This window comes from Brachybacterium tyrofermentans (assembly GCF_014897585.1).
In the GTDB taxonomy this organism is placed as follows: domain Bacteria; phylum Actinomycetota; class Actinomycetes; order Actinomycetales; family Dermabacteraceae; genus Brachybacterium; species Brachybacterium tyrofermentans.
The window spans coordinates 1-842 of record NZ_JABUXW010000093.1; the positions used below are offsets into that span (position 1 = coordinate 1).

General features: G+C 67.1%; 1 protein-coding gene. It reads left to right on the forward strand.

Annotated features, from left to right (window positions below):
- Positions 1-55 precede the first annotated feature (55 nt).
- On the forward strand, positions 56-842 hold a 787-nt coding region (locus tag INT49_RS20845; RefSeq protein WP_226851145.1), incomplete at its 3' end, for an IS630 family transposase.

Below are 842 nucleotides of genomic sequence, written 5' to 3' on the forward strand. Positions count from 1 at the left end.
CTAGTGGCGCGTGTCGTTAGTTAGTTTACGGTTCGTGGTTTGGGATCATGGGGGCATGGCGAATCGACCTGCTCCGGCTCTGATATTGCGCGAGGGTGACCTCGAGCAGCTGCGACGGCTCACCCGTTCATCGACGGTGAAAGCGGGGCTGGCGCAGCGGGCACGGATCGTGCTGCTGGCCGCCGATGGGGTCTCTAACACCCATATCGCCCAGACGGTGGGGGTCTCCCGGCCGACCGTGCTGGCCTGGCGGGACCGTTACCAGGTCAAAGGTATCGAGGGGCTGGAGGATGAGCCCCGCGCGGGACGGCCGCGCCAGGTCGATCATGGCCAGATCGTCTCGGCGACGCTGGCTCCGCCGCCGAAGAAGTACGGGGTTACGCACTGGTCCTCGCGGCTGCTGGGCCGGCACCTGGGGATCGGCAATGGCACCGTCGCGAAGGCCTGGCGGGAGTACGGGGTTCAGCCCTGGCGGAGCGAGACCTTCAAGTTCTCCACTGACCCGGAGCTGGTCGCCAAGGTCACCGATGTGGTCGGGCTCTACCTGGAGCCTCCCGAGAACGCGGTCGTGCTGTGCGTGGACGAGAAGTCCCAGATTCAGGCGCTGGATCGCACCGCGCCGCTGCTGCCGATGCAACCGGGGCTGCCCGAGCGGCGGACCCACGACTACAAGCGCCACGGCACGTCCACGCTGTTCGCGGCGCTGGAGATCGCGACCGGCACGGTGACCGCGGCCTGCAAGAAGCGTCACCGCCATCAGGAGTTTCTGGCCTTTCTGAGGCAGGTCTCCCGCGCCTACCCCGATCAGGAGCTGCACCTGGTGATGGACAACTACGCCGCCC